We start from the raw sequence: 24560 nt of genomic DNA, 5'->3' as shown, positions 1-24560 counted from the left end.
CAGCGGCGAGAGGTCCACCGATCGCACCGCCGGTCCGGCCCGGCCGCGGCGCGGGCCCCGCGCCGCGGCCGTGTACGGGAAGGAGAGGCGGTCGACTGGGACCGGCGGCCGACCGCTCGGCCTACTTGCCGAGGGAGTTGGGCCTCAGGGTCCACAGGACGGTCATCTCGCCGGTGACGGCGCCGTCCTCGCGGGTGATGTCGATGCGGACGGGGAACTCGGGGCGCTGTCCGGCGTCGAGTTCGGCGACGACGTCGGCGACGGGGCGGCCGAGGGTGGCGGTCGCGGTGACGACGCCCATGGCGAGCTTCTTGTACGCGATCTCGGCGTTGACGGCGAGCGGCACGGCCCGGCCGAGCTGGTCGCCGAAGGCGGCGAGCACGATCGCGCCACTGGCCGACTCGGCGAGGGTGAACATGGCGCCGGCGTGCGGGCCGCCCACGTGGTTGTGGTACGCGGGCTGGTCGGGCAGGCGCACGACGGCGCGCTCGGCGGTGGTCTCCAGGAACTCCAGGTTGAGGGTTCCGGCCATGGGGACCGTGGCGGCGAGCATGTCGCCGACGGACTTCTGGTCTGCGCTCATGGACCGTGATGTTACCCATGAGTAGATGTCTTGGCCATGCCTCCGCCCGCCCGGACGGCTCCCCCACCGGGGGGACCGGGCATGGCCGCCCCGTCGCCGCCCCTCTATCGTTACGGCCCATGTGGCCAGGACAGCAGCCGCCCGGGGGCGAGCAGAACCCGCAGGACCAGAACCAGAACCCGTACCAGCAGCCGGGGTACCAGCAGCCGAACCCGTACCAGCAGCCGACGCAGCCCGGTTTCCAGCAGCCGACGCAGCCCGGGTACCCGCAGCAGGGCGGCTGGCAGCAGCAGGGCGGCTACCCCCAGCAGGGGCACCCGCAGAGCCAGCAGCAGGGATACGCGCAGCCGAACCCGTACCAGCAGCCGACCGTGCCGCAGTACCAGGTGCCCGGCCCCGTCCCGCCGCAGGGCTCCGGCGGCGGGGGCAACCGGAGCACGCTCGTCGCGATCGCGGCCGCCACCGCCGTGGTCGTCGCCGCGGGCGTCACCGCCTTCTTCGTCCTGAAGGACGACGACCAGAAGAACGTCGCCGACAAGCCGGCGACGACCACCTCGGCCCCGGTCACCGGCACGCCCTCGACGGACCCGACCGAGCCGACCGACGGCGCCTCCACGGAGCTCGACAACCCGCGCGACGGCACGACGTACGAGCCCACGATCCCGGGCTGGAAGGTCGTCCACAATCCGACGTACGGCACCCTCTTCGACGTCCCGCCGGAGTGGGAGGTCGGCAAGCCGACCATGCAGGTGGGCTTCGAGGACGCCAAGAAGGGCGACGGCAGCCCCCTCGTCGTCATGTCCGCCCCCGCCGACTTCAAGAGCAAGTGGTGCGCGGTCGACTCCGACAAGAACGGCAGCCCCGAGTACTCGGGCCTCGCCGGGGCGGGCACCAAGGGCAACCAGGGCGCCAAGGACACCGCCAGCGCCGCGCAGGGCCAGGCCGGCATGTGGGTGTGGGCCGCGTTCGCGCAGCACATGCCCGAGAAGAGCATCAAGATCACCAAGGCCGTGCCGTTCACGACCGCGTCCGGCCTCAAGGGCAGCATGTCCACGGCCACCGCGCCCAACGTGAAGAAGCGCAACAAGTGCGAGACCGACGGCAAGTCGGTCGCCTTCACGTTCCTCAACGCCGAGAACGACTTCTCGAGCTTCGTGCTCTACGCGGCCGACGGCGTGAAGGACGAACTCCCGGACGCGACGATCAAGAAGATCCTCTCCACGGTCCGGCTCACCGAGAAGTCCTGACGGTATTCGGTTTGGCAGGAAGGGGAGGCGGCGGGGATAGTCCCGGAGTGACGAAACGCTCCGCCTCCCCCCGCGGCACCCGCCGGCCCGAATGGGCCGGACGCAACTACGTGCTGCTCACCGCCGCCACCATCGTGACGAGCCTCGGTGCCCACGGCGCCCTGATCGCCACCACCTGGGCCGTCTTCGAGTCCGGCGGCGACGCGGGCGACGTGGGCCTCGTCGCGATGGCCCGCTTCCTGCCGCTCGTGCTCTTCCTGCTCATCGGCGGCGCGGTGGCGGACCGCATACCCCGGCACCGGGTGATGGTCGCGGCCAACGCGCTCAACTTCGTCTCCCAGGCGGTCTTCGCCGCCCTGGTGCTCTCCGGCACCGCCGAGATCTGGCAGATGATGGTGCTCACCGCGCTCTGCGGCACCGGCCAGGCCTTCTTCAACCCGGCGGCCGAGGGCATGCTGATGTCCAGCGTCTCGGGCGAGCAGGCGAGCCGCGCCTTCGCCTTCTACCGGATGGCGATGCACGGCGCGGGCATCGGCGGCGCCGCCCTGGGCGGCGCGCTCGTCGCCTTCGTCGGACCGGGCTGGGTCCTGGCCGTCGACGCCGCCGCGTTCGCCGTGGCGGGCGCGCTGCGCGCGTTCCTCGACGTCAGCGGCATCCCGGAGCGCAAGCCCGGCGGCGGGCTCTTCGCCGATCTGCGGGAGGGCTGGCAGGAGTTCATCGGCCGCCCGTGGCTGTGGTCGATCGTCGCCCAGTTCTCGGTCGTGGTCGCGCTGCTCGGCGCGGTCGAGTCGGTGTACGGGCCGCTGGTCGCCCGGGACGAGCTCGGCGGCGCCCGCCCCTGGGGCATCGCGCTCGCCGGCTACGGCGTGGGCACGGTCGCCGGCGCGATCCTGATGACGCGGTGGAAGCCGCGGCGGATGCTCCTCGTCGGCACGCTCGGCGTGTTCCCGATCGCGCTGCCCTCGGCGGCGCTCGCCGTCCCGCTGCATCCGGTGGGGCTCACCGTGGTGATGTTCGTCAGCGGTGTGGCGATGGAGATCTTCGGCGTCTCGTGGATGACGACGATGCACCAGGAGATCCCGGAGGAGAAGCTGTCCCGGGTCTCCGCCTACGACTGGTTCGGCTCGACCGCGCTGCTGCCGCTGTCGACCGCGCTCGCGGGCCCGGCCGAGACCGCGTTCGGCCGGACGGAGTCGCTGTGGGGCGCGGTCGCGCTGATGACCCTCGTCACCGCGCTCGTCCTGCTCGTCCCGGACGTACGCAACATGACCAGGCGCCCGCACGGCCTCACGGCGGCGAAGGGCGACGCCGGCACGGGGGTCGAGGTCGACGCTCCGGTCGCCGCCGCGGGCGGCCCCGTCGGCGCGGACGGCTCGGTCGGCGTGGATGGCCCGGTCGGCGCGGATGGCCCGGTCGGCGCGGGCGCCGCGCTTCCCGCGCCGCTCGCCTCAGCCGATGCCGAAGGCGCCCTCCGGCGGAACGGGTGACCCCACGGCCTCGGCGTCGTCGACGGGGGCGGCGCCCCCGGTGAACCGGCGCAGTTCCTCCCCGTGTTCGACGCGCGCGGGGAAGGCGTCCCCGGCGGCGCTGCGGGTCAGGCCGGGGACGTCGAGGGGCGCGTCGGAGGCGACCAGGATCGCGTTCCCGAACCGCCGGCCGCGCAGCACCGCCGGCTCGGCGATCAGCGCCAGTTCGGGGAAGACCGCCGCGAAGGTGGCGAGCTGCCCCCGGAGGAAGTCGAACGGCGCCCCGTCCGCCAGGTTGGCCGCGTAGATCCCTCCCCGCCGCAGCACGCGCCGGAGCTCGCGCGCGTACGCGAGGGAGGTGAGGTGCGCCGGGACGCGGGAGCCGCCGAAGACGTCGCCGACGATCAGGTCGGCCGACGCGGACGGCGCCGCCTCCAGCCAGGCGCGCGCGTCGTCGGTGTGCACGGTGACACCCGAGCCCTCGGGCAGCGGCAGGTGTTCGGCGACCAGCGCGACGAGTCCGCCGTCCGCCTCGACGACGTCCTGGCGCGAGCCGGGCCGGGTGACGGAGACGTACCGGGGCAGCGAGAGCGCGCCCCCGCCGAGGTGGAGCACGTCCAGCGGTTCGCCCGCGGCGGCGGCGCCGTCGACGACGTGGCCGAGCCTGCGGGCGTACTCGAACTCCAGGTGGTCGGGGGCGTCGAGGTCGACGTACGACTGCGGCGCGCCGTCGACCGTGAGGAGCCAGGCCCGCTCCCGGTCCACGTCGGGCATGAGACGCGCGGTGCCGTGGTCGACGTCGCGCAGGACGGGGATCTGCTCGTTCACCCCTTCATTGTGCAACCGCACAGCGACTGCTCGCGCCCGCCCGCGCGGTGCGAGCCCCCGTCAGCCCGTCCACACGGCGGCGACGGACCGCGCGTGCGCGGCGGCCTGGGCACGTCCGGCGCGGGCGGCGGCGCCCCGCTGGGCGGGGTCGAGCGCGCGGGCGCCGATCACGGCCTTGGCGTCCGCGCCGGGGGTGATGACCTTGACGCGCGCGCCGGCGGCGATGAGCTCGCCGGCCTGGCGGGCCGGGGCGTGCACGGCCTTGTTGCCCATCGCGTTGGGCGCGACGACGACCACCCGTTCCCAGCCGGCCGCCAGGTGGGCGTTGGCGGTGGAGTGGATGCCGCCGTCGATCCAGCGCCGCGCGGCGAGGGTCGCCGGCGGCCAGGCGCCGGGGATCGCGCAACTGGCGGTGACCGCGTCGACGAGCCCGACGCCGGCCTGATCGGCCCCGCCCGGCCCACCGTTCCCACCGTTCCCACCGTTCCCGTCGGTCCCGCCGTTCCCGCCGTTCCCGCCGTTCCAGTCGGCTCGACCGTCGGCTCGACCGTCGAAGACGCCGAGCGCGCCGCTCTCCGCGTCGACCGCGGTGATCCGCAGCCGGCCGCCGGCGGGCCACTCCGTGACGTCGCCGAGCCGCTTCGCGACGGTGGCCCGCCGGGTGGCCTCGTCCACGGTGCGGGCGCGCAAGGCGAGCCGGCCGAGCTTCCGCCCGTACGCCTCGGGGGTGCGGGAGGTGAGCACGGCGAGGGTGTAGCGCAGGAGGGTCCCGGCGCCGAAGCGGACGGCCGGTTCGGTGTCGCTGCCGTCGAGCTGACGCTCGTACAGCTCGGCGAGGGTGGTGGTGCCGGAGGTGAGGAGGGCTCCGACGACGGCGCCGGCGGAGCTGCCGACGACCAGGTCGGCGCCGGTGAGGTCCACCCCCGCCTCGGCGAGTCCGTGCAGGATCCCGACCTCCCAGGCGGCGCCGACGAGCCCGCCCGCTCCGAGGACGAGTGCCGTCCTGCCGCCCGAAGTCCCCGCCGCCGCAACCCCGCCCGTGGGCGTCCCCTTGTCGCTCATGCCCCGAGTCTCGCGCAGCGGCCGGACGGGGTCCGCGGCGGGGTGGCGATCACCGGCCGCGAGCTCTCGCCCGCGCTCTCACAGATGCTTGAGCGCCTCGCGGACGGAGAGCGGGGAGAAGAGGGAACGGTTGTCCGCGACGAAGGCCCGCACCTCGCCCGGGGCGGTCTTGGCGTACTCGCGCAGGCTCCAGCCGATCGCCTTGCGCAGGAAGAAGTCGGTGTCGGCGGCGCGCCGCAGGCAGTACGCGAAGAGCCGGTCCGCGTCCGTCTCCTCCTTGAACCGCAACTGGTGGAGGAGGGCCGTGCGGGCGATCCACGGATCCTCGTCGTCGATCCAGACGTCCATCTCGCCGGCGAGCGCGGGGTCGGCGGCGACCAGCCCGCCCACCACGTGGACGGCGAGGTGGTCGACCGTGTCCCACCACGGGACGGTCGTCACCAGCCGCCGCGCGACGGGCAGGAAGCCGGACGAGCAGCGCTTCACATGGCGACGCAGGTAGTCGACGGCGAAGTAGTGGTACTCGCGCTCGGGGAGGGCGAAGCAGCGCAGCGCGACGGCCGCGCAGTCGTCCTCGGCGGGGCGGGGCGTGCCGTCGAGGACGGCCCGGGAGAGGGCGCGGCGCTCCGGTGTCCGGATGCCGAGGAAGGGCGCCACCCCCTTCATGTACGCGACCATCTCCTGGGCCCGGAAGGGGTTCCCGGCGGCGGGGTAGACCGTGGTGAGCCGGGCCAGGACGGTGTCGGCGAGCTCACTGCCGGGGACGGGAGCGGCCGTCTCGCGGCCGGACATGGCGCACATTACGGCGATCATACGGAAGTCTCCGTTACTCTCCCGGGATGCTCGCTCCCGTGCCCCGGCCGGCGGACCCGCTCGCCGTCCGCTGCTCCCGGGCCCTGCTCTCGCCCCGGTCGCGGCTCTCGCTGCTCGCGCTCGTCCTGCTGACCGCCGGGACCCTGGTGCTGCTGTACGAGCCGCAGCGGCTGCTGGCCTCGGGGTGGCCGCAGACGGGCGGCGCGGGCGCGGTGCTGCTGTTCGCCCTGGCGTACGGGCTGTGCACGGCGGCGTTCGTGCCGCGCCCGGTGCTGAACCTGGCGGCGGGCGCGCTCTTCGGCTCGGCGGCCGGTCTGACGGCGGCGGTCGCGGGGACGGTGCTGGGCGCGGGCCTGTCGTTCACGCTGGGCCGGGTGCTGGGGCAGGACGCGCTGCGGCCGCTGCTCAGGGGGCGGTGGCTGCGGGCGGCGGACGGGCAGCTGAGCCGGCACGGTTTCCGTTCGATGCTGGCGATCCGGCTGTTCCCGGGGGTGCCGTTCGCCGCCGCCAACTACTGCGCGGCCGTCTCCCGGATGGGGTACGTGCCGTTCCTGCTGGCGACGGCGATCGGCACGGTGCCGAACACGGCGGCCTACGTGGTGGCCGGGGCCCAGGCGGGCGAGCCGGGGTCGCCGGCGTTCCTGATCTCCACGGGGTTCATCGTCCTGTCGGGGCTGGCGGCGGCGGTCGTGGCCTGGCGGAAGCGGCACGCGCTGCGGCGGCCGGCGACCGCCGCCGCTCCCGCCGCGCCGGAGCGGGAGCCGGTCGCCGCGCCCTAGAGGGCTTCGACGATCATCGCGTTGGCGAGTCCGCCGGCCTCGCACATGGCCTGGAGGCCGTAGCGGGCGCCGCGGGCGCGCAGGGCGTGGACCAGGGTGGTGGTGAGGCGGGTGCCGCTGGCGCCCAGGGGGTGCCCGAGGGCGATCGCGCCGCCGTGCACGTTGACCTTGGCGGGGTCGGCGCCGGTCTCCTGCTGCCAGGCGAGGACGACGCTCGCGAACGCCTCGTTGATCTCGAAGAGGTCGATGTCGGCGAGGTCGAGCCCGCCGCGGCGGAGCGCCTTCTCGGTGGCGGGGATGACGCCGGTGAGCATGAGCAGCGGGTCGGAGCCGGTGACGGCGAAGGAGTGCAGCCGGGCGAGCGGCCGCAGGCCGAGCGCGCGGGCGGTGTCGGCGGCCATGACGAGGACGGCGGAGGCGCCGTCGTTGACGGGGCTGCTGTTGCCGGCGGTGACGGACCAGTCGATCTGGGGGAACCGTTCGCCGAAGCCGGGGTCCTCGAAGGCGGGGCGCAGTCCGGCGAGGACCTCCGGGGTGGTGGCGGGGCGGATCGATTCGTCGCGGCGCACGTCCTCGTACGGCACGACCTCGGCGTCGAAGAGTCCGGCCTCCCAGGCGCGGGCGGCCTTGTGGTGCGAGGCGGTGGCGAACTCGTCCATGGCGGCGCGGCCGAGGGACCACTTGGCGGCGATCAGTTCGGCGCTGATGCCCTGGGGGACGAGCCCGTCGGGGTAGCGGGCGGCGACGCCGGGGCCGAAGGGGTCGGCGCCGGGCGGCACGTTGGACCACATGGGGACGCGGCTCATGGACTCGACGCCGCAGGCGACGGCGATGTCGTACGCGCCGGAGAGGACGCCCTGGGCGGCGAAGTGGACGGCCTGCTGGGAGGAGCCGCACTGGCGGTCGACGGTGGTGGCGGGCACGGTCTCGGGGAGGCCGGCGCCCAGCCAGGCGTACCGCGTGGTGTTCATGGCCTGCTCGCCGACCTGGTCGACGGTGCCGCCGATGACGTCGTCGACGAGGGCGGGGTCGACACCGCTGCGCTCGATCAGGGCGCGGAGGGTGTGGGAGAGGAGGGCGACGGGGTGGACGTGGGCGAGGGCACCGCCCGGCTTGCCCTTGCCGATCGGGGTCCTGACGGCTTCGACGATGACGGCGTCACGCATGACACGCTCCCGGGAGGAGTGAGTTGGAAAACCGGACTAACACTCGTCGGTAACATAACCCAGTGGGTTGGATTTCCAAACCCTCCCGGGCGGACGAGTTGGATTTCCAAACCCTTCGGGTCCGCCGCGACTACGCTGACCCCATGAAGGCCGCCGCCCGCCCCTGCTCCATCGCCGACACGCTCGCCCTCGTCGGCGAGAAGTACGCGCTGCTCGTCCTGCGCGAGGTCTCCCTCGGCGTGCACCGCTTCGACCGCATCGCCCGCAACACCGGCGCGCCCCGCGACGTCCTCACCGCCCGGCTCCACCGCCTCGTCGAGGCCGGGATCCTGGAGAAGGTGGCGTACAGCGAACGGCCACCGCGGTACGAGTACCGGGCCACCCCCGCCGGCGAGGAGCTCCAGCCGGTCCTGCTGACCCTGATGGCCTGGGGCGACCGCCACCTCAACGCCGACGACCGGCCCGTCGTCCTGCGGCACCGCTGCGGCGCCGAACTGACCCCGGTCGTGGTCTGCGCCCACTGCGGAGGCGAGGCCGACCGCGCCGGCCTGCGCCACGACGTCCGCTCGCCGGGATGGACCACGACGGGGCCCGCCGCCGACCCGACCTGATCACGAACACGTCACCTCGGGGCGGTACAGTGCGCTCGACCTCATGACCGCACTAGTGCATAACGGGACGGCCCAAGCCCCATGAATTGGTTCGAAGCGTTCATCCTGGGACTCGTCCAGGGGCTGACGGAGTTCCTTCCCATCTCCTCCAGCGCGCACCTGCGGCTCACCGCCGCGTTCGCCGGCTGGGAGGACCCGGGCGCGGCGTTCACGGCGATCACGCAGATCGGTACGGAGACCGCCGTCCTGATCTACTTCCGCAAGGACATCGGCAGGATCGTCACGGCGTGGTTCCGCTCGCTGACGGACAAGGCGATGCGCTCCGACCACGACGCCCAGATGGGCTGGCTGGTGATCGTCGGCTCCATCCCGATCGGCGTCCTCGGCGTCACGCTCAAGGACCAGATCGAGGGCCCCTTCCGCGATCTGCGGCTCATCGCCACCACGCTCATCGTGATGGGCATCGTGCTCGGCATCGCCGACCGGCTCGCCGCCCGCGACGAGATCGGCGGCCGGCACCGCGCGATCCGGGAGCGCAAGACGCTGAAGGACCTGGGCGTCCGCGACGGCCTGATCTACGGCTTCTGCCAGGCGATGGCCCTGATCCCGGGCGTCTCGCGCTCCGGCGCCACCATCTCCGGCGGTCTGCTCATGGGCTACACCCGCGAGTCCGCCGCCCGCTACTCGTTCCTGCTCGCCATCCCCGCCGTCCTCGCCTCCGGCGTCTTCGAGCTGAAGGACGCGACCGAGGGCGGCCACGTCTCCTGGGGCCCGACGATCTTCGCGACGATCGTCGCCTTCGGCGTGGGCTACGCGGTGATCGCCTGGTTCATGAAGTTCATCACCACGAAGTCCTTCATGCCGTTCGTGATCTACCGGATCGCCCTCGGCATCCTGCTCTTCATCCTGGTCGGCGCGGGCGTCCTGAGCCCGCACGCGGGCGAGTCCGGCGGCTGATCCGGTCCGCCCCACGCCCGGCCGGGGGCGGGTCCCGCAGCGCGGGATCCGCCCCCGGTCGCGTTTCCGGGGGCGCCTCAGCCCTGGTACGGGACGCGGGCGATCTCGCGGACGTCGCCGAGGGTGCCCCATTCGTTGCGGCCGAGCCGGGTCAGCGGGCGCATGCGGGTGATCTCCGGGTGGCCGTCGGTCATGTACGCCTCGTCGACGGCCACGTGCACCACGCGCCCGAAGACCACCGTCGAGTCCCCGATCCGGAGCGTGCTGTGCAGCTCGCACTCCAGGGCCACCGGGGACTCTGCCACGCGCGGGGCCTTCACCCGCAGGCTGGGCTCGCGCTCCACGCCGCACGCGTCGAACTCGCTCGTCCCGCGCGGGAAGTCCGTCGCCGTCGCGTTGATCCGCTCGAAGAGGCCCTCCGGGGCGAGGTTCACCACGAACGCGCCGGTCTCCTCCACGTTGCGCAGCGAGTCCTTCCGGCCGACGGAGGTGAACTGCACGACCGGTGGGTTCACCGAGGCGATGGTGAAGAAGGAGTGCGGGGCGAGGTTGTCCGTGCCGTCGGCGGAGACCGTGGACACCCAGGCGATCGGCCGGGGGACGACCGTCGCGGTCAGCAGCCGGTAGACGGAGGTGGGGTCGGTCAGGGACGGGTCGACGTCGATGCGCATCCGGCCAGTATGACCGTCGTACGGGACGGGGCGCGCACGCCTCTTGGCCCCGCACGCCCGCTGCCCGACACTGAGGCGATGACGCAGCGCGTGGACCTCGCGAACGTGATGGACCGGCTCGCCGTGGAGGACCTGGTCACCGGTTACGCGGCGGCCGTGGACGACGCCGACTGGACCGCCTACCGGGCCCTCTTCACCCCCGACGGACGCGCCGACTACACCGGCTCCGGCGGCATCGAGGGGCCCGCGGCCGAGGTGGCCGACTGGCTGGCGGAGACCATGACCCTCTTCCCGGTGCGCCAGCACCTCATCGTCAACCGGCGGGTGACACTGCTCCGGCCCGGCGGCTACGCCGAGACCGGCGACACGGCCGACGTCCGCGCCGACTACGTCAACCCGATGCGGATGGCCTCCGGCGACGACTTCGTCTGCGGCGGCCGGTACGCCTTCGGCGCCCGCCGCACCCCCGACGGCTGGCGGCTGCGCTCGGTCGTCGTCGAGGAGCGCTGGCGCCGGCTCCCCTGACCGGGGCCGATCCCGGCGGGCGGGCGCAGACTGGAGGCGACGGCGGGAGGAACGCCATGCGGAACCCCTTCGGGCGCGCGGAGCCGCACGCCGCACCGGGCGCGGACCCGGACCCCGGTCCGGGCGCGGATCCCGGCGCGCCTCCGGACGCGGATCCGGGCGCGGATCCGGCCGCCGATCCGGGTGGGCGTGCCGGTCGGCGCCGGTCCGCCGGGCTGCTCCGGTCGCTGCTCGCCGTCGTCCTCGGCGCGCTGCCGGTGCTCGTCTTCCCCGCTCCCGGGCTGTGGTGGGCGGCGTACGTCTGTCTGGTGCCGTGGATGCTGCTGGTGCGGACGGCCCCGGGCGCGCGCCGTGCCGCGCTGGACGGGTGGTGCGGCGGCATCGGGTTCCTGCTGGCCGTGCACCACTGGCTGCTGCCGAGCGTCCATGTCTTCCTGCTGGTGATGGCGGCGCTGCTGGGGCTGCTGTGGCTGCCGTGGGGGGTGCTCGTACGGGCGCTGCTCGGCGGGACGCCGACCCCGGCGCGGGCCGCCGCCGCGCTGTGCGCGGTGCCGTCGGGGTGGCTGCTGATCGAGCTGGTGCGGTCCTGGGAGGGGCTGGGCGGGCCGTGGGGGCTGCTGGGCGCCGGCCAGTGGAACGTGCCGGTGGCGCTGCGTCTCGCGTCGGTGGGCGGAGTGTGGCTGGTGAGCCTGCTGGTGGTGGCGGTGAACACGGCCGTGGTGCTGCTGATCGCCGTGCCGGGGCTGCGGGCGGTGGGGGTGGCGGGGCTCGCCGCGTGCGCGCTGGTGGCGGGGACGGCGGCGTGGGGCGTCGGGGTGCCGCGCCCGTCCGGCGCGGTGCGGGTGGCGATGGTGCAGCCGGGGCTGCACGGCGGGACGGGCGGCGCCGAGGGGCGGCTGGACCGGGCCGTCGAGCTGACCCGCGGCCTCGCCGGGCAGCGGCTCGACCTGGTGGTGTGGGGCGAGAGCGGGGTGGCCCGGGACCCGTCCGCCGATCCGGAGCTGACCGCGCGGCTCACCGCGCTCGCGCGGTCCGTGGACGCGCCGATCCTGGTGAACGTGGACGCGCGCCGCACCGACCGCCCCGGCATCTACAAGAGCGCGCTGCTGTTCGCGCCCGACGGCCCGACCGGTGACCGGTACGACAAGATGCGGCTCGTGCCGTTCGGCGAGTACGTGCCGGCCCGCGGTCTGCTCGGCTGGGCGACGTCCGTGGGCAAGGCGGCGGAGGAGGACCGGCGCCGGGGCACGGCACCGGTCGTGATGCAGCTGCCCAACGACGGGCGGACGACGACCGTCGGCCCGCTGGTCTGTTTCGAGTCCGCGTTCCCCGACATGAGCCGCCGCCTGGTGCGGGACGGCGCCGACGTGATCGTGGTGCAGTCGGCGACCAGCACCTTCCAGCACAGTTGGGCACCCGCACAACATGCCTCGCTCGCCGCGCTCCGGGCGGCGGAGACCGGCCGCCCGGTGGTGCACGCGACGCTGACCGGGATCAGCGCCGCGTACGGCCCCGACGGCGAGCGCGTGGGGGCGCCCCTCGGCACGGACGCGAGCGGTGCCGTCGTACGGGAGCTGCCGCTGTCGGAGGCGACGACGGTCTACGCCCGCTGGGGCGACTGGCCGCTGTACGGGGCGTTCGTCGTCGTCGGCGCGGTGTGCGCGGCGGCGGGCGGCGGGGCGCTCAGGCGGCCTGGTCCAGAGCGTCGCGGACGACGCGCTCGCACAGGGCGTGGGTGAGCAGCGCGTCGCGGGCGCTGAGCACGCGGCCGTCGCGGACGGCGTCGAGGAAGGCGTGCACGGCCTGCTCGATGCCGCGCTGGCGGGCCACCGGGACCCAGTCGCCGCGCCGGCGGACGGTGGGCTGGCCCTTGTGGTCGACGACCTCGGCGAGGTTGAGGACCTGGCGCTTGGTGTCCTGGCCGGAGACCTCCAGGACCTCCTCGGTGGAGCCGTTCATCCGGTTCATCACGCCGATGGCGGTGAAGCCGTCGCCGGAGAGCTGGAGCACCACGTGGTGCATCAGGCCGTCGCGGATCCGGGCGCGGACGTCGATGTGGTCGGCCTCGCCGGGGAGCAGGAAGCGGAGGGTGTCGACGACGTGGATGAAGTCGTCGAGGACGAAGGTGCGCGGGTCCTCGGGGAGTCCGATGCGGTTCTTCTGCATCAGGATCAGCTCGCGCGGGTGGTCGAGGCACTGGGCGTAGCCGGGGGCGAGGCGACGGTTGAAGCCGACGGCGAGCGAGACGCCGCGCTTCTCGGCGAGTTCGACGATCCGCTCGGAGTCGGCGTACTCGTAGGCGAGCGGCTTGTCGACGTAGGTGGGGACGCCGGCGTCGAGGAGGCGGCCGGCGATCTCGGCGTGGGCGGCGGTGGAGGCGTGCACGAAGGCCGCGTCGAGCCCGGCGGAGAGCAGCGAGTCGAGGTCCCGGTGGCGGCGGTTGGGCGGCAGGTGGAGGGTGTCGGCGACCCGGTCCAGGGTGGCGGGGGTGCGGGTCTGGAGGTGGAGTGCGACCCCGGGGAGGGTGGCGAGCACGGGCAGGTACGCCTTCTGGGCGATGTCGCCGAGTCCGATGCAGCCGATCTTCACGGGGTCTCTCCCTCTGCGGTGGTCCGACGGCCTCTGGCTCACGGGCCGTTCCCGCAGGTCAGCTTACGCGGGACGGGTCCGCGGCGAGGGGCGGACGCCAGTCGGCGATGCCGTCGAAGCCGCGCAGGACGAAGCCGGGGCCGAAGCGCGAGACGGTCCGGACGAGCGTGTCGCGCAGGGCGACGGCGGGGCGGGCCGAGACGAGGGTGAGGGCGCCGGTGCGGGCCGCCTTGCGGACGAGCGCGGTGGTGCGGGGCAGCCGGTCGGCGGTGTACGCGGCGAGGGCCCGGTCCGGTTCGAAGGCGTCGGGGGTGCGGGCGTGGTGGGCGAGGACGACGGCGTCCTCGACGGCCTGGTTCCCGCCCTGTCCGAGGGAGGGCATCATCGCGTGCGCCGCGTCGCCGAGGAGCGCGGTGCGGCCCTGGTGGTAGGCGGGCAGCGGGTCGGTGAGGTGGTGGACGTCGTGCCGCAGGATCTTGTCGGGGTCGGCGGCGGCGAGGATCTCGGGCACGGGGTGGTGCCAGTCGCCGAAGAGGCGGAGGAGTTCGGCGAGCTCGCCGTCCGGGGCGTGGGCGCCGGCGGGCGCGGCGGCCATGGCGTACGCGTAGATCCGGCCGTCCTTGAGGGGCTGGGTCCCCCAGAGGCGTCCGGCGCCCCAGGTCTCGTGCGGGGCGAAGGGCCGGGCGGGGGCGGGGACGACGAGCCGCCAGGTGGTGCTGCCGGAGTAGCGGGGCCCGGGGTGGGCGGGGAAGAGCGCAGCGCGGGCGGCGGAGCGGATCCCGTCGGCGGCGACGACGAGTTCGGCCTCCAGGGTGCCGTCGGGGGTGGTGACGCGGGCGGGGGTGCGGGCGTCGCCCGGGTGGTCGAGCGTGGCGGGGGCGCCGGTGCGGACGGTGCCGTCGGGCAGGGCGGAGGCGAGGAGTTCGACGAGGGTGGCGCGGTGGAGGAGGACGAGGGGGTCGCCGAAGCGGGCGGCTGCGGCGCGGGCGTCGGTGCGGGCGAGCCAGCGGCCGTCCGGGGAGCGCATCCCGCCGTCGCCCTGCCAGGCGGCGAGCGCGCGGACGCGGTCGCCGAGGCCGATGACGTCGAGGGCGCGCAGGGCGTTGGGGGCGAGGCCGATGCCGGCGCCGACGGGGGCGAGGTCGGCGGCGCGTTCGAGGACGGTGACGGTCCAGCCGCGCCGGTGGAGGGCGACGGCGGCGGTGAGGCCGCCGATGCCCGCTCCCAGGACGACGGCACGGTGCTGCGACATGAAGGCTCCTCGGTCGGTCGGGCGGAACGGGCGGATCGGGTGGGGCAGGGACGACGGCAACCACCGACCCGGGCGGGGCAGAGGCCGGGCGACCACCGGCCCGGGCGGGGCAGGGGCCGACCGCGACCACCGGCACTACAGCTGTAGTCGGGCGTACCCTCAGACCGTACTACAGGTGTAGTCGAGAGGCGATGGGTAGGTTGTCCCCATGACCGCGCGCACCCCGGCCCCGGCCGCCCCCGCTCCCCCGACCCGCGCCGAGCGGATCGGCGACGCGGCGCTCGACCTGCTGGTGGAGCGCGGGATGCGCGGGCTGACCCACCGCGCGGTGGACGAGCGGGCCGGACTGCCGCAGGGCTCGACCTCCAACCACGCACGGACCCGCCAGGCCCTCCTGGAGACGGCCGTACGCCGGCAGGCCGAGCGCGAGGCCCAGGTCCTCACGCCGGACGAACTGCCGCCGCCGGGCGCGGACCCCGCGCTCCTCGCGGACGCCCTCGCGCTCGCGCTGCACCGCTATCTGACGGACCACCGGGCCCTGCTCGTCTCCCGCTACGAGCTGGCCCTGGAGGCGACCCGCCGCCCCGAGCTGCGCGGCTTCTTCGACCGGGCCGGCTCCGCCTTCCACGACCCGGTGACGGCGATGATGCGCGGCGCCGGTTCGCCGGCCCCGGAGCGGCACGCGCTCTCGGTGATCGCCTGGTGCGAGGGGCTGATGTTCTCCTGCGCCGCCGGCTCCTTCCACGCGGCCGTGCCCAGCCGCGCGGAACTGCGGACCGGCTTCGACGAGTTGCTGCGCGGAATGCTCACCTCGCCGTCACGCTAAGCCGTCACGCCAAACCGCTGGCGCCCGCCCCCGGCGGTCCGCCACGATGCCCCATATGACCACCGATCACACCGCAGCACCCGAGCGCGTCTGGCCCGCCACCACCACCGGTGAGCGCCAGGCCCTGGAACAGTGGCTCGAATTCCATCGCGCGACCCTCGCGATGAAGTGCGCGGACCTCACCGACGCACAGCTCCGCACCGCCGCCGTGCCGCCCTCCGAGCTCAATCTGCTCGGCCTGGTCCGCCACATGGCCGAGGTCGAGCGCGGCTGGTTCCGCAAGGTCCTCGGCGGCGAGGAGACCAAGTGGCTCTACGCCACCGACGAGGACTTCGACCGGGACATCCACACCACCGACGGCGACACCTACGAGGAGGCGTACGCCACCTGGCAGGGCGAGATCGCCCACGCCCGCGAGCTCGCCGCCCGCCACGACCTCGACGACCTCGGCGCCGGCGCCCACCACCGCACCGGCGACCTGATCAACCTGCGCTGGATCTACCTCCACATGATCGAGGAGTACGCGCGGCACAACGGCCACGCCGATCTCATCCGCGAGCGCATCGACGGCGCCACCGGCGCCTGAACCGCGCCGCGAGGACCGGCGCGGGCCCGTCACCGGTCAAGGAGGGTGACCGCGCGCTCACCCGTGCGGGGCATTCCCCGCCGGTAGGGGTTCGAAGATCGGCGCGGGACCAGCAGAGTGGCGCGGGTGCACCGAACCCGAACCCCCGCGCGCCTCCTGGCCGGGGCGGCCGTCGCCGCCGCCCTGACCGGGTGCGTGGCCGTCGACGGACCGCCGCCGGCGCCCGCACCGGCCCCCGCGCCCGCCACCGATCCCGTACGCCCCGTCCAGGACGTGGAGCCGCAGATCGTCCTCCAGGGGCCGGCCCGGGAGGCGCTCGAAGCGGCCCTCCCGTCCCCGGCGCCGACCGCCGCCCCGCCGCGCGGCGGGACCCGCCGCGCCACCGGTCACGCGGCCCCGTCCCGTACCCCCTCCCCCGAACCGTCCGCCCCCGCCACCCGGCGCCCTCCGGCCCGCCCCCACGCGGCCCGGCCCCCGCGGCCTCCGGCGCCCGAGGTCCGGGAGCTGGAGCGGCTGGCGGAGCAGCTGCGGGAGGCGCCCCCGGTCTCCGGGAAGGACGTGTGCGACCTGGGCGAGCGGTACGGGGGCTGGGACCCGGAGAGCGTGCAGGCCGGCCTCTGCCGGGACGCGTACAGGAGGTGAGAGCCGGGCCCTCACCCCTCGCGGAGCCGCCGGTCCAGGTGCTCGATCGCGGCCCGGACGCCCCTCCCGTACCGGTCGTCGTCGAGCGCCTCGGAGGCGGCGCGGGCCCGTTCGAGATGGGCCCGCGCGGCGTCCGGCCGGCGCAGCTTGGCGTAGTCGGCGGCGAGGTTGAGATGGAGCGAGGGGTAGAGGGCCCGCAGGGCGGCGGCCGAGTCGTGCGCGGCGAGCCGTCCGTCCTCCAGGCCGTCGGCGGCGCTGAGGGCCCGCAGGTCCCACGCCAGCTCGGTGTCCGGGTCGTCCTGGGTGTCGGCCAGGTAGTGGGCGAGGGTGCAGCGGTGCAGCGGGTCCCCGTCGGGGCCCAGCTGCTGCCACAGGACGCCGAGGCGGTTGCGGGCCTCTTCCCGGTCTCCCCCGTGGAGCAGCATCCTGGCCTGCCCGATCCTGGTCAGGACGGCCTCGTCCGACGTCCGCTGCTGCTCGGTCACCGCGGCCTCCCGGCGCTCGCACTGCGTGGAGGTCCGACGCTAACCGGCCGCGGCCTCGATCCCGCCGAGGCTCAGCCGAGGTCGGGGATCCGCCAGTCGATCGGCTCGTGGCCCTGGGCGGCGACGGCCGCGTCGATCTGGGTGAACGGCCGGGAGCCGAAGAACTTCTTCGCCGACAGCGGCGAGGGGTGGGCGCCCTTCACCACGACGTGCCGCTCCTCGTCGATGAGGGGGAGCTTCTTCTGGGCGTAGTTGCCCCAGAGGACGAAGACGGCGGGGTCCGGACGGGAGGCGACGGCGGTGATGACGGCGTCGGTGAACTTCTCCCAGCCCTTGCCCTTGTGCGAGTTCGCCTCGCCGGCGCGGACGGTGAGGACCGCGTTGAGCAGCAGGACGCCCTGCTCGGCCCACGGCATCAGATAGCCGTTGTCCGGGATCGGGTGGCCCAGCTCGGACTGCATCTCCTTGTAGATGTTCCGCAGCGACGGCGGGGTCTTCACGCCGGGGCGGACGGAGAAGCACAGGCCGTGGCCCTGGCCCTCGCCGTGGTACGGGTCCTGACCGAGGATCAGGACCTTCACCTTGTCGTACGGGGTGGCGGACAGGGCCGCGAAGACCTCGTCCTTCGGCGGGTAGACCGGTCCGGCGGCCCGCTCCTGCTCGACGAACTCGGTGAGCTGCGCGAAGTACGGCTTGGCCAGCTCCTCGCCGAGGACGCCCCGCCAGGACTCGGGCAGCATGTTGATGTCGGTCACGGTCCACAACCTCCGGTGGTTCGGCAGTTCCAGTACGGAACCTACCGGGGCCCACTGACAGCGGGTCCCGGCGGCCTCCCGTACCGGCGTCTACCAGCTGGCCCGGCGGTGCAGCTCCCACAGCTGCATGACGGTCTGCGGGTCGAGCGCGCGCTCGCCGCCGCCGATGTCCTCACGGGCCGCGATGTACAGCTTGCCCTGCCACAGGGGCAGCAGCCGGACGTCCTCGACCATGATCGACTGCGCTTCCTCGAACTCGTCGGTGACGGCCCCGCGGTCGCTCTCGCGGCGCGACTTGGGCAGCAGCTCGTCGGTGATCCGCGGACTCAGGTAGGGCGTGCCGAGGACGTTCTTCTTGCCGAGGAAGGGGGCGACGAAGTTGTCCGGGTCCGGGAAGTCCGGGAACCAGCCGCGGCCGAAGACGGGGTACTCGCCCTGCTGGTAGGCGGCCTGGTACTCGGTCCACGGCTTGCCCTGGATGGTGACCTTGAAGAGGCCGGACGCCTCCAGCTGGCGCTTCAGCTCGGCGAACTCGGCGGCCGTCGAGGAGCCGTACCGGTCCGTGGTGTACCAGAAGTTCAGCTCCACCTTCTCGGTGATGCCGGCCTTGCGCAGGATCTTCTTCGCCTTGGCCTTGTCGGGGTGGCCGTAGGTGTCGAAGAACTTGGTGGTGTGGGCGGCGATGCCCTTGGGGACCATCGAGTACAGCGGCTCGGCGGTGCCCCGGTAGACCTTGCTGACCAGTTCGTCGCGGTCCACGACCTGGGCGATGGCCCGGCGGACGGCCGGGTCGGCGACGGACTCGTCCTCGGTGTTGAAGACCAGGTAGCGGATGTCGGCGCCGGTGGACTCGACGAGCTGGAGGCCCGCGTTCTCCTCGTTGTCCTCCTCGAGCGAGGTCACCTCCTCCGCGGTCAGACCGCGGTAGGTGGCGTCGATCTCCTCGTCGCGGAGCGCCTTGACCATCGCCTCCGACTGGTCGAAGTACTTGATGGTCACGCCGCCGTTCTTGCGGTCGGCGAAGCCCTTGTACTTCGGGTTGCGGGACAGCTCGGCCTGCTTGCGCACCTCGTACCCGTCCAGCACGTACGGGCCGGAGCCGGCGATCTTGCCGTCCTGCTTGCGGAGCTGGTCGGCCGGGTACTCGGCCGGGTCCACGATCGACATCGCCGGGGTGGCGAGGACGAAGGGGAAGGTGGCGTCGGCCTTGTTGAGCTTGAAGACGACCGTGCGGTCGCCGACCGTCTCGATGGTGTCGAGCGAGCCGAGCATGCCGTTGGGGCCGCCCTCGGCGTCGATCGTGCGGATCCGCTCGATCGAGTACTGCACGGCCTTCGCGTCGAGCTTGTGGCCGTTGGAGAACGTGAGCCCCTCGAGAAGCGTGCATTCGAAGACCCGGCTGGACGTGTCCGTGAACTTGCATTCGGCCGCGTCCGGCTTCGGCGTGGTGCTTCCCGTCGGGAAACTCACCAGGGTCTGGTAGACGTTCCGGAAAAGCTCCCAGGAATTGTCCCAGGAAGCCGCGGGATCGAGCGTCGTCGGGGAACTCGTCGTCCCGATCGTGATCCTCTGCTCCCCGGCGGACTCGGTATCCGAGAAAACACCGCATCCGGATACCAGGGATATGGACGCAAGGGCTGCAGCGGCCTGCAGACTCGTCCGGTTGAACACGTGCACGCTCCTCGTTCAGCCTGGGGTCGGCCGACGATACCGCAGTACCCCGCCAGGTCAATGGGCGAGCCCGGCGGGGCACTTGAGACGATCGAGATGCAACCGGGGCCAATCCGGACACGAAATCCGGAAAGTGTCCGGTAATCGGTCACCCGACTCCGGCGTTCAGGAAAATGCCCCCGTCGACGACGAGCGTCTGACCGGTGATCCATCCCGCCTGGTCCGAGGTCAGGAAGGCGGCGGCGCCCCCGATGTCCTCCGGCACGCCCAGCCGGCCCATCGGGTAGGCGGCGGCCGCCTCGGCCTCCCGGCCCTCGTAGAGCGCCTGCGCGAATTTCGTCTTCACGACGGCCGGGGCGATGGCGTTCACCCGGACCACCGGCGCGAATTCGTGCGCCAGCTGCTGGGTCAGATTGATCATGGCGGCCTTGCTGACCCCGTACGCCCCGATGAAGGGGGAGGCGGAGATTCCGGCGACCGAGGCGATGTTCACGATCGCGCCGCCGTTCTCCTTCTGCCAGGCGTGCCAGGTCCGCTGGGCGAATCCGAGCGCCGAGACGACATTCGTCTCGAACACCTTTCGCGCCACGTCCAGGTCGAGGTCCGCGAGGGGCCCGAAGACCGGATTCGTGCCGGCGTTGTTCACCAGGTAGTCGACGCGCCCGAAGGCGTCCATCGCGGCCGCCACCGCGGCGGCCTGGTGGGCGGTGTCGTGGGCCTTGCCCGCCACCCCGACGGCCCGGTCGGCCCCGAGGCGCTCCACGGCCTCCTTGAGGGCCTCCTCGCCCCGTCCGGTGATGACGACCCGGTCGCCGCGGGCGACGAGCGCCTCGGCGATGCCGTAGCCGATGCCCCGGCTGGCGCCGGTGACGAGTGCGACCTTGCCGGAGGGCTCCGGCGGCTGCTGTGCGGTCATCGCGTACTCCCTCTCTCGCCGTGCCGGGTCAGTTGAGCGGGCCGCCGGCCACGTACATGACCTGGCCGGAGACGAAGCCGGCGTCGTCGCCCGTGAAGAAGGCGATGGCGTTGGCGACGTCCTCGGGCCGGCCGACGCGCTGGACCGGGATCATGGAGGCGGCGGCGGCCTGGAACTCCTCGAAGCCCATGCCGACCCGCTCGGCGGTCTGGGCGGTCATCTCGGTGACGATGAAGCCGGGGGCGACGGCGTTGGCGGTGACGCCGAACTTGCCGAGCTCCTTGGCGAGGGTCTTGGTGAAGCCCTGGAGGCCGGCCTTGACCGCGGAGTAGTTGGCCTGGCCGCGGTTGCCGAGCGCCGAGGAGGAGGAGAGCGAGACGATCCGGCCGAAGCCCGCGTCCACCATGTGCTTCTGACAGGCCTTCGCCATCAGGAACGCGCCCTTGAGGTGCACGTTCATGACGAGGTCCCAGTCGGACTCCGACATCTTGAAGAGCAGGTTGTCGCGGAGGACGCCGGCGTTGTTCACGAGGATCGTGGGCGCGCCGAGCTCGGCGGCGACGCGGGCGATCGCGGCCTCCACCTGGGCGCCGTCGGAGACGTCGCAGCCGACCGCGAGGGCGCGGCCGCCGGCGGCGGTGATCTTCTCGACGGTGTCCTTGCAGGCCGCCTCGTCGAGGTCGAGGACGGCGACGGCGCGGCCCTCGGCCGCGAGGCGGATCGCGGTGGCGGCGCCGATGCCCCGTGCGGCACCGGTGACGACGGCTACGCGCTGCTCGGTGGTGGACATGCTTGCTTCTCCTCGCCCTCAGGGTTCCCGGACTCTCCCGGGCTCATGAGCGACCGCTTAGTATCGACCGCAGGACGAGACGCTAGAAGTCCTGGCACCCGGTGTCAACGGCCCACCAGGTGCACCCCGTCACTCCTCCGTCACACGGCGGACGCACGGCGCCGCCCGCCGGACGGGCGCCGCACGCGCGCCGGACGGGCAGCCGGACCGGAAGCGCCGGCTAGCGGACGAGCAGATCGAGCAGGCGTTCCACCTCGGCCTCGGGATCGCCGGTGAGCCCGGTGTGCACCGGGCCCGGCTGCACCACCGTGGAACGCGGCGCGATCAGCCAGCGGAACCGCCGCCCGGCGTCGTCCCGGGCGGCCTGCCCGGCCGCGTCCCCGCCCAGGCAGACGCCCTCGACCGCGCGCAGCGCCGCGCGGACGCCGGTGACGTCGGCGGCCGGGTCGAGCGCGGCCAGCTTGGCCTCGTCGAGGTGGGTGCGGGCGGCGACGAAGGAGCGGGCCCGGCAGTAGACGACCACGCCCGCGTTGAAGCACTCGCCGCGCTCGACGCGCGGCACCACGCGCAGCAGCGCGTACTCGAAGACATCGCGGTCGGTCACGTCGTGCTGTCCTTCTGGGTGGGGCGGGGGGCGAGGCGTTCGGCGAGCCAGCCGGGCGGCTGCTGCGGGCGGCGGTCGCTGCGCGGGCCGAGGGTGATCCGCTCGTGGATGGTGGCCGCGCGCGGCAGCAGCGCCTCCACGTAGGCGGCGCGCACCGCGTCGGTGGTGTCGAAGCCGGGCTCGTCCACCAGCCATTCGTCGGGCACGTCGGCGGCGACCTCGTCGAGCAGCTCCCGGGTGACGAGCGGCGCCAGCTCGGCGGCGGCCGCGGCGATGTCCGGGGCGAAGGGCGCGAGGGCGTGGTCGGAGGCGTCGTACGGCTTGGCGGCGGACGCGGCGGCGCCCGGCCAGTTGTGGTGCCAGATCATGGTGGCGCCGTGGTCGATGAGCCAGAGGTCGCCGTGCCAGACGAGCATGTTCGGGTTGCGCCAGGAGCGGTCCACGTTGTTGATGACCGCGTCGAACCACACGACCTTCCCGGCCTCCGCCGGGTCCACCTCGTACGCGAGCGGGTCGAAGCCCAGCGAGCCGGGGAGGAAGTCCATGCCGAGGTTGAGCCCGCCGCTCGCCTTGAGCAGCTCCTGCACCTCCTGGTCGGGCTCGGAGAGCCCGATGACCGGGTCGAGCTGGATGGTGACCAGCTCGGGCACGCGCAGCCCGAGCCGCCGGGCGAGCTGCCCGCAGATCACCTCGGCGACGAGGGTCTTGCGGCCCTGACCGGCGCCGGTGAATTTCATGACGTACGTGCCGAGATCGTCGGCCTCGACGATCCCGGGGAGCGATCCACCCTCCCGCAGGGGCGTGACATAGCGGGTCGCTACGACCTCTTGCAACACTTTCCCAGGCCACCCATCTCTTCAACCTTGCAATCCACGGAAGACGTCTCCGGAGCGTAGAGGCCGGGAACACAGGTCAACAGCGCTGGGGAGAATCTGGGGAGTTTCGGCTAGCAAGCTGATACCCCGCGCTCCCCAAGCAGACCGTCGATGGTGCCGCGCCCCTTGCTGCCGGCCTCCGGCATGAAGTGAGCATAGTAACCGAGAGTGATCGCAGGCGAGGAGTGTCCGAGCCACCGAGCCAGGGTCACGACGGACTCTCCGGCTTCCAACATGATCGAGGCGTAGGTGTGCCGAAGCACATGGAAGCCGTCCTTCGGAGCCGCCGCCCACTGCCAGGCTTTCGCCCCCTCGGCGCGCGGCGGGATGACGCCCGCCTTGGCCAAGGCGGGCTTCCAGGTGTAGGTGTTCCATGTGTTCACCGCGACAGCGTTGCCGAAGCGCGTGGTGAGCAGCAGGGAGAACTTCTTCCTCTCCCCCTCCGGCTTGCCCCACGGCAGCTCTACTTCTACCGGCGGGAACGCTTCGATGTGACGCTTGAGTTCCTCGGCTACCGAAGGGGGCAGATCCACCGTGCGGATCTTCTTCCCCTTCGGCAAGGCGAAGTACAGCCTTCCGTGAATCGCCTGCACTTGGCGCCGAACGTGCAGCAGGCCGCGCCCGTGGTCGATGTCCTCGGGACTGAGCCCGAAGACCTCCCCCTGGCGGAGTCCGCACCCCAGGCCGACTACGACGGCGATCCTGTTCCGCTCACTGATGGCATCGCGGACGCGCAGTGCCGTGTCCATCGGCCACGCGTCGCGCCGCTCCCGTGGCGACTTGGGCCACCGCACGGATTTCGCGTGCATCGGGTTGCGCGCGAGGCGCTTGTCGTCGACGGCCGCTTCCAGGATGGAGGAAAGCTCGGACAGGATGCCGCGCTGGTAGTCGACTGACGAGACTGTCGACTCCAACTTGGTTATGAACGCGCGCAGATCCGTTGCAGCGATGCTCCTGAGCGGAAGCTGGCCCAGGTGCGGGACAATATGGAGACGCCACCTACGCTCCTGACTGTCCTGGGTTTTCGGAGCACCGCCTCGCCCTGGTGCCCAGTGCGTCGCGATGTAGTCGGCCAGCGTGATGGACCCGTCGCGCGGGTCTACGAACTCGCCTCGCTCCTCGTCCGTGGCCGCGCGGCGAAGCCACGCCTTGGCATCCTCCAGCACCTCAAAGGATCGGTCTCGCACCCCAGGTATGCCAGCGACCTTGTACCGCTTGCCTTTACCGTAGCGAGCGGTCTTCTCCCTTCTCCCGGTGACCGGATCCTTCTTCTTCTTGAGCCACCGATCCTCGATATGGCCGGCCAAACAAGTCTCCTTTCAAGAGGGTACGAACGCGTCCGACAACATTCGATGCGTCAAGCACCGGGGTTCCCACGTCGCTGCGGAGCCGCGCTGAGTGGGTTCAAAGCAGGGTTGGAGCGAGAGTCCGCTCGTTCCTGGTCATGAATCCAGGCGTCGAGGGCCGTCCGCCGATACATGACGCGACCACGAGGACCCATGCGAAAGCTCGGCGGGCCCTGCCGTCGATGCCGCCAGACATAGAGGGTGTGCGGTGATATGCCGAGGTACGCGGCGGCATCCTTTACGTTGAGAAAGCAGGCGCGGCCCGCGCTGGCGGGGTCAGGCACAGCTGAGGGAGCGAGCAGCGATCGAGTAGGCATGGAGCGCTTCCTGTGAGAGACGAAAGAGAACGGGCACGGGCAGCCCACGTCCACTACGGCTCCACCGCCAAGCACAGCCGGTTGCGAACACCTGAATGGTCCTGACGATGGCCGGGGTGTGTGAACCGCGGCGGGGGGGCGGGTTTGGGGGGGGCCCCCCCCCCGTGGTGAGGGAGCAGCGCGGGTGGTTGTGTAGAA

Annotated in this window: 27 protein-coding genes; 10 read left to right on the top strand and 17 right to left on the bottom strand. The window is 73.0% G+C overall.

What is annotated here, in order from left to right; genetic code table 11:
• Nucleotides 1-121 precede the first annotated feature (121 nt).
• Nucleotides 122-583, bottom strand: a complete 462-nt coding sequence (locus tag ACFW1I_RS01415; RefSeq protein WP_384664983.1) for a DUF4442 domain-containing protein — start codon at nucleotides 581-583, stop codon at nucleotides 122-124.
• Between the two features lie 119 nt (nucleotides 584-702).
• Here ACFW1I_RS01415 and ACFW1I_RS01410 point away from each other — a divergent pair, with 119 nt between their 5' ends.
• Together ACFW1I_RS01410 and ACFW1I_RS01405 are read left to right on the top strand one after the other, a co-directional pair.
• Complete coding sequence (locus tag ACFW1I_RS01410) at nucleotides 703-1830, top strand: hypothetical protein (RefSeq protein WP_384664981.1); 1128 nt, start codon at nucleotides 703-705, stop codon at nucleotides 1828-1830.
• 47 nt (nucleotides 1831-1877) lie between these two features.
• On the top strand, nucleotides 1878-3317 hold the full coding sequence (locus ACFW1I_RS01405) for an MFS transporter (RefSeq protein WP_384664979.1): 1440 nt from the start codon (nucleotides 1878-1880) through the stop codon (nucleotides 3315-3317).
• Here the strand turns inward: ACFW1I_RS01405 and ACFW1I_RS01400 are convergent.
• The 3 genes from ACFW1I_RS01400 to ACFW1I_RS01390 all read right to left on the bottom strand — a co-directional run bounded on the left by ACFW1I_RS01400 (nucleotide 3279) and on the right by ACFW1I_RS01390 (nucleotide 5999).
• Entirely contained in the window at nucleotides 3279-4124 is an 846-nt protein-coding gene (locus ACFW1I_RS01400; protein ID WP_384664977.1) for a spermidine synthase, read from the bottom strand. The genes ACFW1I_RS01405 and ACFW1I_RS01400 overlap by 39 nt on opposite strands.
• 60 nt (nucleotides 4125-4184) lie before the next feature.
• Entirely contained in the window at nucleotides 4185-5186 is a 1002-nt protein-coding gene (locus tag ACFW1I_RS01395) for a patatin-like phospholipase family protein (RefSeq protein ID WP_384664975.1), read from the bottom strand.
• 78 nt (nucleotides 5187-5264) lie between these two features.
• Nucleotides 5265-5999 (bottom strand): DNA alkylation repair protein, encoded by a 735-nt coding sequence (locus ACFW1I_RS01390; protein WP_384664973.1) that lies wholly within the window; start codon nucleotides 5997-5999, stop codon nucleotides 5265-5267.
• Nucleotides 6000-6025: 26 nt separating this feature from the next.
• Between ACFW1I_RS01390 and ACFW1I_RS01385 the strand changes: the two genes are divergently transcribed.
• Nucleotides 6026-6778, top strand: coding sequence for a TVP38/TMEM64 family protein (locus ACFW1I_RS01385; RefSeq protein ID WP_384664971.1), 753 nt, complete (start codon nucleotides 6026-6028; stop codon nucleotides 6776-6778).
• Here the strand turns inward: ACFW1I_RS01385 and ACFW1I_RS01380 are convergent.
• Nucleotides 6775-7944 carry a thiolase family protein gene (locus ACFW1I_RS01380; protein ID WP_384664969.1) on the bottom strand — a complete coding sequence of 390 codons (1170 nt, stop codon included), beginning with the start codon at nucleotides 7942-7944 and terminating at the stop codon, nucleotides 6775-6777. The two genes, ACFW1I_RS01385 and ACFW1I_RS01380, sit on opposite strands and share 4 nt — an antisense overlap.
• Before the next feature lie 143 nt (nucleotides 7945-8087).
• On the opposite strand from ACFW1I_RS01380, the gene ACFW1I_RS01375 reads away from it, so the two are divergent.
• Both ACFW1I_RS01375 and ACFW1I_RS01370 read left to right on the top strand, forming a co-directional pair.
• A complete protein-coding gene (locus ACFW1I_RS01375; RefSeq protein WP_384664967.1) occupies nucleotides 8088-8555 on the top strand; it encodes a winged helix-turn-helix transcriptional regulator in 468 nt (155 codons plus the stop codon).
• 81 nt (nucleotides 8556-8636) lie between these two features.
• Nucleotides 8637-9512 carry an undecaprenyl-diphosphate phosphatase gene (locus ACFW1I_RS01370; RefSeq protein ID WP_384664965.1) on the top strand — a complete coding sequence of 292 codons (876 nt, stop codon included), beginning with the start codon at nucleotides 8637-8639 and terminating at the stop codon, nucleotides 9510-9512.
• A 77-nt stretch (nucleotides 9513-9589) separates the two neighbouring features.
• Here ACFW1I_RS01370 and ACFW1I_RS01365 read toward each other — a convergent pair whose 3' ends face one another.
• On the bottom strand, nucleotides 9590-10183 hold the full coding sequence (locus tag ACFW1I_RS01365) for a flavin reductase family protein (RefSeq protein WP_384664963.1): 594 nt from the start codon (nucleotides 10181-10183) through the stop codon (nucleotides 9590-9592).
• Between the two features lie 78 nt (nucleotides 10184-10261).
• On the opposite strand from ACFW1I_RS01365, the gene ACFW1I_RS01360 reads away from it, so the two are divergent.
• Both ACFW1I_RS01360 and lnt read left to right on the top strand, forming a co-directional pair.
• The gene (locus ACFW1I_RS01360) at nucleotides 10262-10708 is read left to right on the top strand and encodes a nuclear transport factor 2 family protein (RefSeq protein ID WP_384664961.1); all 447 of its coding nucleotides are present in this window, start codon (nucleotides 10262-10264) and stop codon (nucleotides 10706-10708) included.
• Between the two features lie 56 nt (nucleotides 10709-10764).
• Nucleotides 10765-12447: an apolipoprotein N-acyltransferase gene (lnt, locus tag ACFW1I_RS01355; RefSeq protein WP_384664959.1), complete on the top strand. Its 1683-nt coding sequence runs from the start codon at nucleotides 10765-10767 to the stop codon at nucleotides 12445-12447.
• On the opposite strand, the gene ACFW1I_RS01350 is transcribed toward lnt, so the two are convergent.
• Nucleotides 12392-13297 carry a Gfo/Idh/MocA family protein gene (locus ACFW1I_RS01350; protein WP_384664957.1) on the bottom strand — a complete coding sequence of 302 codons (906 nt, stop codon included), beginning with the start codon at nucleotides 13295-13297 and terminating at the stop codon, nucleotides 12392-12394. The genes lnt and ACFW1I_RS01350 overlap by 56 nt on opposite strands.
• 58 nt (nucleotides 13298-13355) lie before the next feature.
• Complete coding sequence (locus ACFW1I_RS01345) at nucleotides 13356-14549, bottom strand: FAD-dependent monooxygenase (protein ID WP_384664955.1); 1194 nt, start codon at nucleotides 14547-14549, stop codon at nucleotides 13356-13358.
• A 208-nt stretch (nucleotides 14550-14757) separates the two neighbouring features.
• Here ACFW1I_RS01345 and ACFW1I_RS01340 point away from each other — a divergent pair, with 208 nt between their 5' ends.
• The 3 genes from ACFW1I_RS01340 to ACFW1I_RS01330 all read left to right on the top strand — a co-directional run bounded on the left by ACFW1I_RS01340 (nucleotide 14758) and on the right by ACFW1I_RS01330 (nucleotide 16603).
• Nucleotides 14758-15375, top strand: a complete 618-nt coding sequence (locus ACFW1I_RS01340; protein WP_384664954.1) for a TetR/AcrR family transcriptional regulator — start codon at nucleotides 14758-14760, stop codon at nucleotides 15373-15375.
• A 46-nt stretch (nucleotides 15376-15421) separates the two neighbouring features.
• Complete coding sequence (locus ACFW1I_RS01335; protein ID WP_384664952.1) at nucleotides 15422-15961, top strand: DinB family protein; 540 nt, start codon at nucleotides 15422-15424, stop codon at nucleotides 15959-15961.
• Nucleotides 15962-16087: 126 nt separating this feature from the next.
• The gene (locus ACFW1I_RS01330; protein ID WP_384664950.1) at nucleotides 16088-16603 is read left to right on the top strand and encodes a hypothetical protein; all 516 of its coding nucleotides are present in this window, start codon (nucleotides 16088-16090) and stop codon (nucleotides 16601-16603) included.
• Nucleotides 16604-16614: 11 nt separating this feature from the next.
• Here the strand turns inward: ACFW1I_RS01330 and ACFW1I_RS01325 are convergent, their stop codons facing one another.
• The 9 genes from ACFW1I_RS01325 to ACFW1I_RS01285 all read right to left on the bottom strand — a co-directional run bounded on the left by ACFW1I_RS01325 (nucleotide 16615) and on the right by ACFW1I_RS01285 (nucleotide 24362).
• Nucleotides 16615-17088 (bottom strand): hypothetical protein, encoded by a 474-nt coding sequence (locus ACFW1I_RS01325; RefSeq protein WP_384664948.1) that lies wholly within the window; start codon nucleotides 17086-17088, stop codon nucleotides 16615-16617.
• Between the two features lie 71 nt (nucleotides 17089-17159).
• Complete coding sequence (ung, locus tag ACFW1I_RS01320) at nucleotides 17160-17843, bottom strand: uracil-DNA glycosylase (protein WP_384664946.1); 684 nt, start codon at nucleotides 17841-17843, stop codon at nucleotides 17160-17162.
• A 90-nt stretch (nucleotides 17844-17933) separates the two neighbouring features.
• The gene (locus tag ACFW1I_RS01315; RefSeq protein WP_384664945.1) at nucleotides 17934-19514 is read right to left on the bottom strand and encodes an ABC transporter substrate-binding protein; all 1581 of its coding nucleotides are present in this window, start codon (nucleotides 19512-19514) and stop codon (nucleotides 17934-17936) included.
• A gap of 148 nt (nucleotides 19515-19662) precedes the next feature.
• Complete coding sequence (locus tag ACFW1I_RS01310) at nucleotides 19663-20430, bottom strand: SDR family oxidoreductase (RefSeq protein WP_384664943.1); 768 nt, start codon at nucleotides 20428-20430, stop codon at nucleotides 19663-19665.
• Between the two features lie 28 nt (nucleotides 20431-20458).
• Complete coding sequence (gene fabG / locus ACFW1I_RS01305) at nucleotides 20459-21220, bottom strand: 3-oxoacyl-ACP reductase FabG (RefSeq protein WP_384664941.1); 762 nt, start codon at nucleotides 21218-21220, stop codon at nucleotides 20459-20461.
• A gap of 220 nt (nucleotides 21221-21440) precedes the next feature.
• Nucleotides 21441-21824, bottom strand: coding sequence for a DUF3037 domain-containing protein (locus tag ACFW1I_RS01300; protein WP_030492363.1), 384 nt, complete (start codon nucleotides 21822-21824; stop codon nucleotides 21441-21443).
• Nucleotides 21821-22660 (bottom strand): HipA family kinase, encoded by an 840-nt coding sequence (locus ACFW1I_RS01295; protein WP_384664939.1) that lies wholly within the window; start codon nucleotides 22658-22660, stop codon nucleotides 21821-21823. The genes ACFW1I_RS01300 and ACFW1I_RS01295 overlap by 4 nt, the downstream gene beginning before the upstream one ends.
• A 110-nt stretch (nucleotides 22661-22770) precedes the next feature.
• Nucleotides 22771-24006: a tyrosine-type recombinase/integrase gene (locus ACFW1I_RS01290; protein WP_384664938.1), complete on the bottom strand. Its 1236-nt coding sequence runs from the start codon at nucleotides 24004-24006 to the stop codon at nucleotides 22771-22773.
• Nucleotides 24007-24056: 50 nt separating this feature from the next.
• Nucleotides 24057-24362 carry an AlpA family transcriptional regulator gene (locus ACFW1I_RS01285; protein ID WP_078657388.1) on the bottom strand — a complete coding sequence of 102 codons (306 nt, stop codon included), beginning with the start codon at nucleotides 24360-24362 and terminating at the stop codon, nucleotides 24057-24059.
• Nucleotides 24363-24560: the final 198 nt, after the last annotated feature.

The organism is Streptomyces sp. NPDC058955, from assembly GCF_042741435.1.
GTDB lineage: Bacteria > Actinomycetota > Actinomycetes > Streptomycetales > Streptomycetaceae > Streptomyces.
The sequence above is the reverse complement of the archived record's forward strand: the minus strand, read 5'-3'. Positions and strand labels throughout refer to the sequence as shown.

Coding starts and splice junctions, on each gene's coding strand:
- ACFW1I_RS01415 (WP_384664983.1), bottom strand. CDS start 583: ATGAGCGCAGACCAGAAGTCCGTCGGCGACATGCTCGCCGCCACGGTC.
- ACFW1I_RS01410 (WP_384664981.1), top strand. CDS start 703: ATGTGGCCAGGACAGCAGCCGCCCGGGGGCGAGCAGAACCCGCAGGAC.
- ACFW1I_RS01395 (WP_384664975.1), bottom strand. CDS start 5,186: ATGAGCGACAAGGGGACGCCCACGGGCGGGGTTGCGGCGGCGGGGACT.
- ACFW1I_RS01390 (WP_384664973.1), bottom strand. CDS start 5,999: ATGATCGCCGTAATGTGCGCCATGTCCGGCCGCGAGACGGCCGCTCCC.
- ACFW1I_RS01385 (WP_384664971.1), top strand. CDS start 6,026: ATGCTCGCTCCCGTGCCCCGGCCGGCGGACCCGCTCGCCGTCCGCTGC.
- ACFW1I_RS01380 (WP_384664969.1), bottom strand. CDS start 7,944: ATGCGTGACGCCGTCATCGTCGAAGCCGTCAGGACCCCGATCGGCAAG.
- ACFW1I_RS01375 (WP_384664967.1), top strand. CDS start 8,088: ATGAAGGCCGCCGCCCGCCCCTGCTCCATCGCCGACACGCTCGCCCTC.
- ACFW1I_RS01370 (WP_384664965.1), top strand. CDS start 8,637: ATGAATTGGTTCGAAGCGTTCATCCTGGGACTCGTCCAGGGGCTGACG.
- ACFW1I_RS01365 (WP_384664963.1), bottom strand. CDS start 10,183: ATGCGCATCGACGTCGACCCGTCCCTGACCGACCCCACCTCCGTCTAC.
- ACFW1I_RS01360 (WP_384664961.1), top strand. CDS start 10,262: ATGACGCAGCGCGTGGACCTCGCGAACGTGATGGACCGGCTCGCCGTG.
- lnt (WP_384664959.1), top strand. CDS start 10,765: ATGCGGAACCCCTTCGGGCGCGCGGAGCCGCACGCCGCACCGGGCGCG.
- ACFW1I_RS01345 (WP_384664955.1), bottom strand. CDS start 14,549: ATGTCGCAGCACCGTGCCGTCGTCCTGGGAGCGGGCATCGGCGGCCTC.
- ACFW1I_RS01340 (WP_384664954.1), top strand. CDS start 14,758: ATGACCGCGCGCACCCCGGCCCCGGCCGCCCCCGCTCCCCCGACCCGC.
- ACFW1I_RS01335 (WP_384664952.1), top strand. CDS start 15,422: ATGCCCCATATGACCACCGATCACACCGCAGCACCCGAGCGCGTCTGG.
- ACFW1I_RS01310 (WP_384664943.1), bottom strand. CDS start 20,430: ATGACCGCACAGCAGCCGCCGGAGCCCTCCGGCAAGGTCGCACTCGTC.
- fabG (WP_384664941.1), bottom strand. CDS start 21,220: ATGTCCACCACCGAGCAGCGCGTAGCCGTCGTCACCGGTGCCGCACGG.
- ACFW1I_RS01285 (WP_078657388.1), bottom strand. CDS start 24,362: ATGCCTACTCGATCGCTGCTCGCTCCCTCAGCTGTGCCTGACCCCGCC.